The organism is Brachybacterium sp. p3-SID957 (assembly GCF_025144775.1).
In the GTDB taxonomy this organism is placed as follows: domain Bacteria; phylum Actinomycetota; class Actinomycetes; order Actinomycetales; family Dermabacteraceae; genus Brachybacterium; species Brachybacterium epidermidis.
The window spans coordinates 1-6,552 of the sequence record NZ_JALXKT010000097.1; the positions used below are offsets into that span (position 1 = coordinate 1).

The window sequence follows — 6,552 nt, forward strand, 5'->3', positions numbered from 1 at the left end:
TCCCGGCATTCAAACAAACAACCAGCAAAAATAATTCTGCTAATTATCCGAAAAATGCCAATCAAAATGTTGGCATCAACAAACAGACACGCTATTGAGATATCAAGCAACACGCGCACATCGTCAATGGACCGCTCAGCGGCTCATCTCAGAGGCTCGGTGGCGCCGGTAGCCTTGCGGGATCGTGATCCCGGTCGGTCCGACTTTTTTGCTTCGTCGTCCCGGCGCGAGTCGCTACTCTAGCAGTTCGTCGCGACCGTTTCAACTCCACTCCATGTGGTCTGCGTCTCTCCCAGTTCGCTGTGCGACCTGCTCGATCCGCTGACCCGCGGCTGATCCCTGAGGATCAGATCCCCGCTGCGGTGACCCCGTTCCGCTTCGCTGATCCGTGGTGGATCCTCTCGGCTTCCCGGCGTCGTCCTCGCGGCGACAAGGGAAGACATTACGGGGCCGCGGGGTGGCCGTCAAACCCGCTTCGACACCCTCTGTTCACCCTCCGGCAACACCATCATCCCAGGTCAGGCCGTCTTTACAAGCCCTTACGGGCCGCCTGGGGGTCGAATGTGACCTGTACTTGTTAGGGGTGTCACCCGAAGGCTTCGGCAGCCAGGTGCGAGCCTCAGGCAACCAGGCGCACCATGGCCGCCGTCTTCCTGCCACGGCGCAGCAGGAGGTGCCCTCCGGGAAGGGACGTCAAGGAACCCAGCTCCCCCGCGAGGTCATCGGCGGTGAGCTTCTCGCCGTTCACGGACAGCCCACCTTCCTCTGCCGCTCGCCGGGCCGCGCCCTTCGAGGCCACGATCCCCGCGGCCACGAAGGCGTCCACCAGCGGCGTGCTCGAGGTGAGCTCGGCGCCGGGGAGCTCGCCGGCGATGGCGCGGATCGTGGGTTCGTCCAGCTCCCGGACGTCTCCCTTGCCGAACAGCACGCCGGCAGCGGCCTTCGCCTGGGCTGTGGCCTGCTCACCGTGCACCAGGGTGGTGAGATCGTCGGCGAGGGCGTGCTGCGCGCGTCGCTGGTGGGAGGCCTCCTGGGTCGCGGTCTCGAGCTCCGCGAGCTCATCCTTGCCGCGGAAGGTGAAGTACCGCAGGTAGTTCATGACGTCGGAGTCGGCGGCGTTCAGCCAGAACTGGTGGAAGGCGTACGGGCTGGTGAGCTCCGCATCCAGCCACACGGACCCGCCCTCGCTCTTGCCGAACTTCGTGCCGTCGGCCTTGGTGACCAGTGGCGTGGTCATCGCGTGCACGTCACGCCCCTCCACCTTGTGGATCAGGTCGACTCCCGAGAGCAGGTTGCCCCACTGGTCGTTCCCCCCGTACTGGAGGGTGACGCCGTGGCGCCGATGCAGCTCCAGGTAGTCGATGCCCTGCAGCACCTGGTAGCTGAACTCGGTGTAGCTGATCCCCTCATCGCTGGCCAATCGCCTGGCCACCGTGTCCTTGGCCAGCATGGTGCCCATACGGAAGTGCTTGCCCATGTCCCGCAGGAACTCCAGTGCGCCCAGGCCTCCGATCCAGTCGAGGTTGTTCACCATCGTCACCCCGAACTCGCCCTCCAGATCGAGGAAGCGGGAGATCTGGTCGCGCAGGTTCTCGACCCATCCCGCCACCACAGTGGCGTCGTTCAGCACCCGCTCACCGGACATCCGAGGATCCCCGATCAGACCGGTCGCCCCGCCCACCAAGGCGATGGGTCGGTGACCGGCGAGCTGGAAGCGGCGCATGGTGAGCACCTGGGTCAGATGCCCCACGTGCAAGGACGAAGCAGTCGGGTCGAACCCGCAATAGAGGGAGACCGGTCCATCGGCCAGAGCGCTTCCGAGCGCCTCGCGCCCGGTGGTCTGCACGACGAGTCCTCGCCAGTCGAGGTCGTCCAGGACGGTCTGCATCAGGGGTGTTCCTTCCGAAGTACGACGGGGCCGGCCCCATGATCGGGACCGGCCCCATTGTGGCAGGAGGTGGAGACCTCCCCCAGCGATTTCCGTCAGACGGACCGCTCCAGCGGCCCGGTCCTGTCAGCGAGCTCCTGGATCCGGGACTGTGCCGACGCGATCTGCTCGCGCACGCGCGCGGGTGCGGTGCCTCCCTTGCCGTCGCGGGAGGCGACGGAACCGGCGGCGGTGAGCACCTCGTGCACCTCCGGTCGCAGGTGCTCGGAGATCCCTGCCAGGTCCTCGGCGCTCAGATCGGCCAGTTCGATCCCGCGCTGCTCGCACACGCGCACGCAGGAGCCCGCGATCTCATGGGCGCTGCGGAACGGGACGCCTTGACGCACCAGCCACTCGGCGATGTCCGTGGCCAGGGAGAAGCCCTGCGGTGCCATCAGCTCCATGCGGTCGGTGTGGAAGGTGAGGGTGGCGACCATGCCGGTGATCGCCGGCAGCAGCAGGTCCAGGGTGTCCACCTGGTCGAACACAGGCTCCTTGTCCTCCTGCAGGTCCCTGTTGTAGGCCAGCGGAAGGGCCTTCAGGGTGGCCAGCAGTCCGGTGAGATCGCCGATCACCCGGCCCGCCTTGCCGCGCGTGAGCTCGGGGATGTCGGGGTTCTTCTTCTGCGGCATGATCGAGGACCCGGTGGAGAAGGAGTCGTCGAGCGTCACGTAGGAGAACTCCTTCGTGTTCCACACGATGATCTCCTCGGCCATCCGCGAGAGGTCGATCGCGACCATCGCGCAGACGAAGGCGAACTCGGCCACCAGGTCCCTCGAGGCGGTGCCGTCGATCGAGTTCTCCACCGAGTCCGAGAACCCCAGGTCCGCCGCGACGGCCTGAGGGTCCAGCCCCAGCGAGGAGCCGGCGAGGGCACCGGAGCCGTAGGCGGAGGCGTCCAGCCGGCCATCGAGGTCGCAGAACCGCTCCACGTCCCGTAGCAGGGGCCACACGTGCGCCATCAGGTGGTGGGCCAGCAGCACGGGCTGGGCGTGCTGGAGGTGCGTGCGACCGGGGAGGATCGCCTCCCCCGCCTGCTCGGCGCGGTCGGTGATCACCTGTGCCAGTGCCAGCACCTGCTGGGACAGCGACCGCACCTGGTCCCGCAGGTACATGCGGATCATGGTGGCGATCTGGTCGTTGCGGGACCGCCCGGCCCGCAGCTTCCCGCCCAGCTCGGTCCCGGCCCGCTCGATCAGGCCGCGCTCGAGCGCCGTGTGCACGTCCTCGTCGTCCGCCGCGGCCGTGAAGGCCCCGGAGGCGACGTCCTCACGCAGCCGCACCAGCGCCTCGTCCATGCCGGCCAGCTCGTCGTCGTCCAGCAGCCCGGCGGCATGCAGCACCCGGGCGTGGGCCCGGGAGCCGGCCACGTCGTACGGCGCCAGGCGCCAGTCGAAGTGAGTGGAGACGGACAGCGCCGCGAGGGCTGCCGACGGGCCGGAGCCGAAGCGGCCTCCCCACAGGGCCAGCCGCTCGGAGGCCGGGCCCTCGCTCGCGCCCTGACCGCCGGGCTGCTGCGGGGCTCCCGGGGAGATCATGCGTCCTCCTGCTGCGCTGCCTGACCGAGGTCCTCCCCGTTGCCGTGGGCGACGTCGCGGGCGGCGGCCTGCTTGGCGGCCAGGCCGTAGATCTCGATGAAGCCCTTGGCGTGGGACTGGTCGAACGCATCGCCCTCGTCGTACGTGGCCAGGTTGAAGTCGTACAGGCCGGTATCGGACCGACGCCCGGTGACCTGGGCGCGGCCCCCGTGCAGGATCATCCGGATGTCCCCGTTGACGTAGCGCTGGGTGTCGTCGATGAAGACGTCCAGGGACTTCTTCAGCGGGCTGAACCACTGGCCGTCGTAGACCAGCTCGGTCCAGCGGTCGCTCACGGAACGCTTGAAGCGCGCCTGCTCGCGCTCCAGGGTGACCCGTTCGAGCTCCTGGTGGGCGGCGATCAGCGCCATGGCTCCCGGGGCCTCGTACACCTCCCGCGACTTGATGCCCACCAGGCGGTCCTCGACGATGTCGATCCGGCCCACGCCCTGGGCGCCGGCGCGGCGGTTCATCTCCTGGATCGCCTCCAGCGGGGTGACGGGGCGAGCGTCGATCGCCACCGGGATGCCGTCCGCGAAGGAGATGGTGACCTCGTCGGCCACCGGCGGGAAGGAGGGATCGTCGGTGTAGGAGTAGACGTCCTTGGTGGGCTCGTTCCAGATGTCCTCGAGGTAGCCGGTCTCGATGGCGCGCCCCCACACGTTCTGGTCGATCGAGAAGGGGTTGTGCTTGGTGGTGGCGATGGGCAGGCCCTTGCGCTCGGCGTATTCGATGGCCTTGTCGCGGGTCAGTGCCAGGTCGCGCACGGGGGCGATGCACTTGAGCTCGGGGGCGAGGGAGGTGATGGAGACCTCGAATCGCACCTGGTCGTTGCCCTTGCCGGTGCAGCCATGGGCGACCGTGCTGGCGCCGTACTTCTTGGCGGCGGCCACCAGGTGCTTGGTGATCACGGGGCGTGAGATGGCCGAGACCACCGGGTAGGCGTCCATGTACAGCGCGTTGGCCTTGAGCGCCGGCATGCAGTACTCGGAGGCGAACTCGTCGCGGGCGTCGGCCACCACGGCCTCCACGGCACCGCAGTCCAGGGCGCGCTGGCGGATGACCTCGAGGTCCTCTCCGCCCTGGCCGACGTCCACCGCGCAGGCGATGACCTCGGCGCCGGTGGCGTCGTGGATCCAGCCGATGGCCACAGAGGTGTCGAGTCCGCCGGAGTAGGCGAGGACGATGCGTTCGGTCACGGGTGCTCCTTGACGTGGTTTGTTCAGGGTTCAGGATGCGGCATGGCGGGGCCCACCGCAGAACTGGGATCAGGCGGGGGTGACGTGCTCGTCATCGGGCGGCGCCTGCGGGTCCCGCTCGGCCGCCTCGGCCTCGGTGGCGGCCTCACGCCGGCCGCCGGCCAGATCCAGCAGGCGGGCTGCGAGGCGGTCCCCGCCCGCGGGGTCCCGGGAGATCAGCAGGACGGTGTCGTCACCGGCGACCGTCCCGATCATGTCCGGCACGACGGACCGGTCCAGCGCAGAGGCCAGGTACTGCGCTGCCCCGGGCGGGGTGCGCACGACGACCAGGTTGCCACTGGCCTCCGCGGATACGAGCAGTCCTTCGGCCAGGCGGGGCAGGCGGGCCTGGAGCAGCTCGCTCTCACCGTGGCCGTTGTCGGTCCGCGGAGCACTGCCGTCCGGCGGCACCCGGTACACGAGGGTCCCGTGCGCACCGCGCACCTTCTCGGCCTGGAGCTCCACCAGATCGCGCGACAGGGTCGCCTGGGTGACCTCCATTCCCTCCTGGGCGAGCAGTCGTGCCAGCTGCGCCTGAGAGACGACCTCCTGGCCGCGGACGATGGAGACGATCTGCTGCTGGCGGGCGGTCTTGGTCTGGGCCAGGGCTCGTCGATGCTGTTCGCTCATCGCCCGGCCCCCAGCACCAGGGCGTGCGACGCGGTGCTCTCGTCGGGATGGTGCAGCAGCCAGGTGATCAGCGCCTTCTGCGCATGCAGCCGGTTCTCGGCCTCGTCCCACACCCGTGAGCGCGGGCCGTCGATCACCGAGGCGGCCACCTCCTTGTCCCGGTAGGCGGGCAGGCAGTGCAGGAAGATTCCGCTGCCGTCGCCGTCGGCGCCGCTGAGGTCCATCAGCTCCTCGGTCACCTGGTAGCGCGAGAAGGTGGCCTCGCCGCGGCCGTCCTGCCCTTCCTGGCCCATGGACACCCAGGTGTCGGTGATGACCGCGTTCACGCCCGCCGCGGCCTCGCGTGGATCCTCGGTGACCGTCACCGAGCCGCCGGTGGTGGCCGCGATCTCGCAGGCCCGCTCGAGGATGCCCTTCTCGGGGTGATGACTGGCAGGGGCGGCGATCCGCACGTCCATCCCGGCGGTGACCCCGCCCAGCAGGTAGGAGTGGGCCATGTTGTTGGCGCCGTCCCCCAGGTAGGCCAGGGACCGACCGGCCAGCGCCGCGTCCCCGTCGGCCAGACCCCCGCAGTGCTCGGCGATGGTCTGCAGGTCGGCGAGGATCTGGCAGGGGTGGAACTCGTCGGTGAGGGCGTTGATCACCGGGACCGTCGCGTGGGCGGCCATCTCCTCGATGCGCTCCTGACCGAAGGTGCGCCACACGATCGTCGAGACCATGCGCGTGAGCACACCGGTCGTATCGGCGATGGACTCTCCTCGAGCCAGCTGGCTGACGGCCGCCTCGAGCACCAGGGGGCTCCCACCCAGCTCCGACACACCGGTGGCGAAGGAGAGGCGGGTCCGGGTGGAGGACTTGTCGAACAGGATCGCGACGGACCGCGGGCCCGCCAGGGGCTTCTCGGCGAAGCGATCGCGCTTCAGGGCAGCAGCGAGCTCGAGGACCTCCTTCTGCTCGGCAGGGCTCAGGTCGTCGTCGCGCAGGAAATGACGGGGCATCTCAGGCTCCTTCGGTGGCGCTTGCGGTCGTGGTGTCGAGCAGTCCGGGCAGGGCGGCGGTGAAGCTCGCGAGCTCCTCCGCCGTGATGATCAGCGGTGGGGCGATCCGCAGCGTGGTGGGGTTGGGGGCGTTGACGATGAACCCCGCCTCCAGCGCGACTGCGGCCAGCTGCGCGGCGATG

General features: G+C 69.1%; 5 protein-coding genes and 1 pseudogene. All 6 read right to left on the minus strand.

Annotated features, from left to right (window positions below):
- Positions 1-619: 619 nt before the first annotated feature.
- Positions 620-1,888, minus strand: a complete 1,269-nt coding sequence (gene tyrS, locus M3B01_RS14210; protein ID WP_259793157.1) for a tyrosine--tRNA ligase — start codon at positions 1,886-1,888, stop codon at positions 620-622.
- A 95-nt stretch (positions 1,889-1,983) separates the two neighbouring features.
- Positions 1,984-3,465 (minus strand): argininosuccinate lyase, encoded by a 1,482-nt coding sequence (gene argH, locus M3B01_RS14215; RefSeq protein WP_259793159.1) that lies wholly within the window; start codon positions 3,463-3,465, stop codon positions 1,984-1,986.
- Positions 3,462-4,703, minus strand: a complete 1,242-nt coding sequence (locus M3B01_RS14220; protein WP_259793160.1) for an argininosuccinate synthase — start codon at positions 4,701-4,703, stop codon at positions 3,462-3,464. The genes argH and M3B01_RS14220 overlap by 4 nt, the downstream gene beginning before the upstream one ends.
- Positions 4,704-4,772: 69 nt before the next feature.
- Positions 4,773-5,372 carry an arginine repressor gene (locus tag M3B01_RS14225; protein WP_259793162.1) on the minus strand — a complete coding sequence of 200 codons (600 nt, stop codon included), beginning with the start codon at positions 5,370-5,372 and terminating at the stop codon, positions 4,773-4,775.
- On the minus strand, positions 5,369-6,370 hold the full coding sequence (gene argF, locus M3B01_RS14230; RefSeq protein ID WP_259793165.1) for an ornithine carbamoyltransferase: 1,002 nt from the start codon (positions 6,368-6,370) through the stop codon (positions 5,369-5,371). Before argF ends, M3B01_RS14225 begins: the two co-directional genes overlap by 4 nt.
- A 1-nt stretch (position 6,371) precedes the next feature.
- Positions 6,372-6,552, minus strand: a pseudogene (gene argD, locus M3B01_RS14235) (acetylornithine transaminase); the annotation flags it as partial.

Bases quoted from the DNA above. Each gene is read 5' to 3' on its own strand.
- tyrS (WP_259793157.1), bottom strand. From the start codon at position 1,888: ATGCAGACCGTCCTGGACGACCTCGACTGGCGAGGACTCGTCGTGCAG.
- argH (WP_259793159.1), bottom strand. From the start codon at position 3,465: ATGATCTCCCCGGGAGCCCCGCAGCAGCCCGGCGGTCAGGGCGCGAGC.
- M3B01_RS14225 (WP_259793162.1), bottom strand. From the start codon at position 5,372: ATGAGCGAACAGCATCGACGAGCCCTGGCCCAGACCAAGACCGCCCGC.
- argF (WP_259793165.1), bottom strand. From the start codon at position 6,370: ATGCCCCGTCATTTCCTGCGCGACGACGACCTGAGCCCTGCCGAGCAG.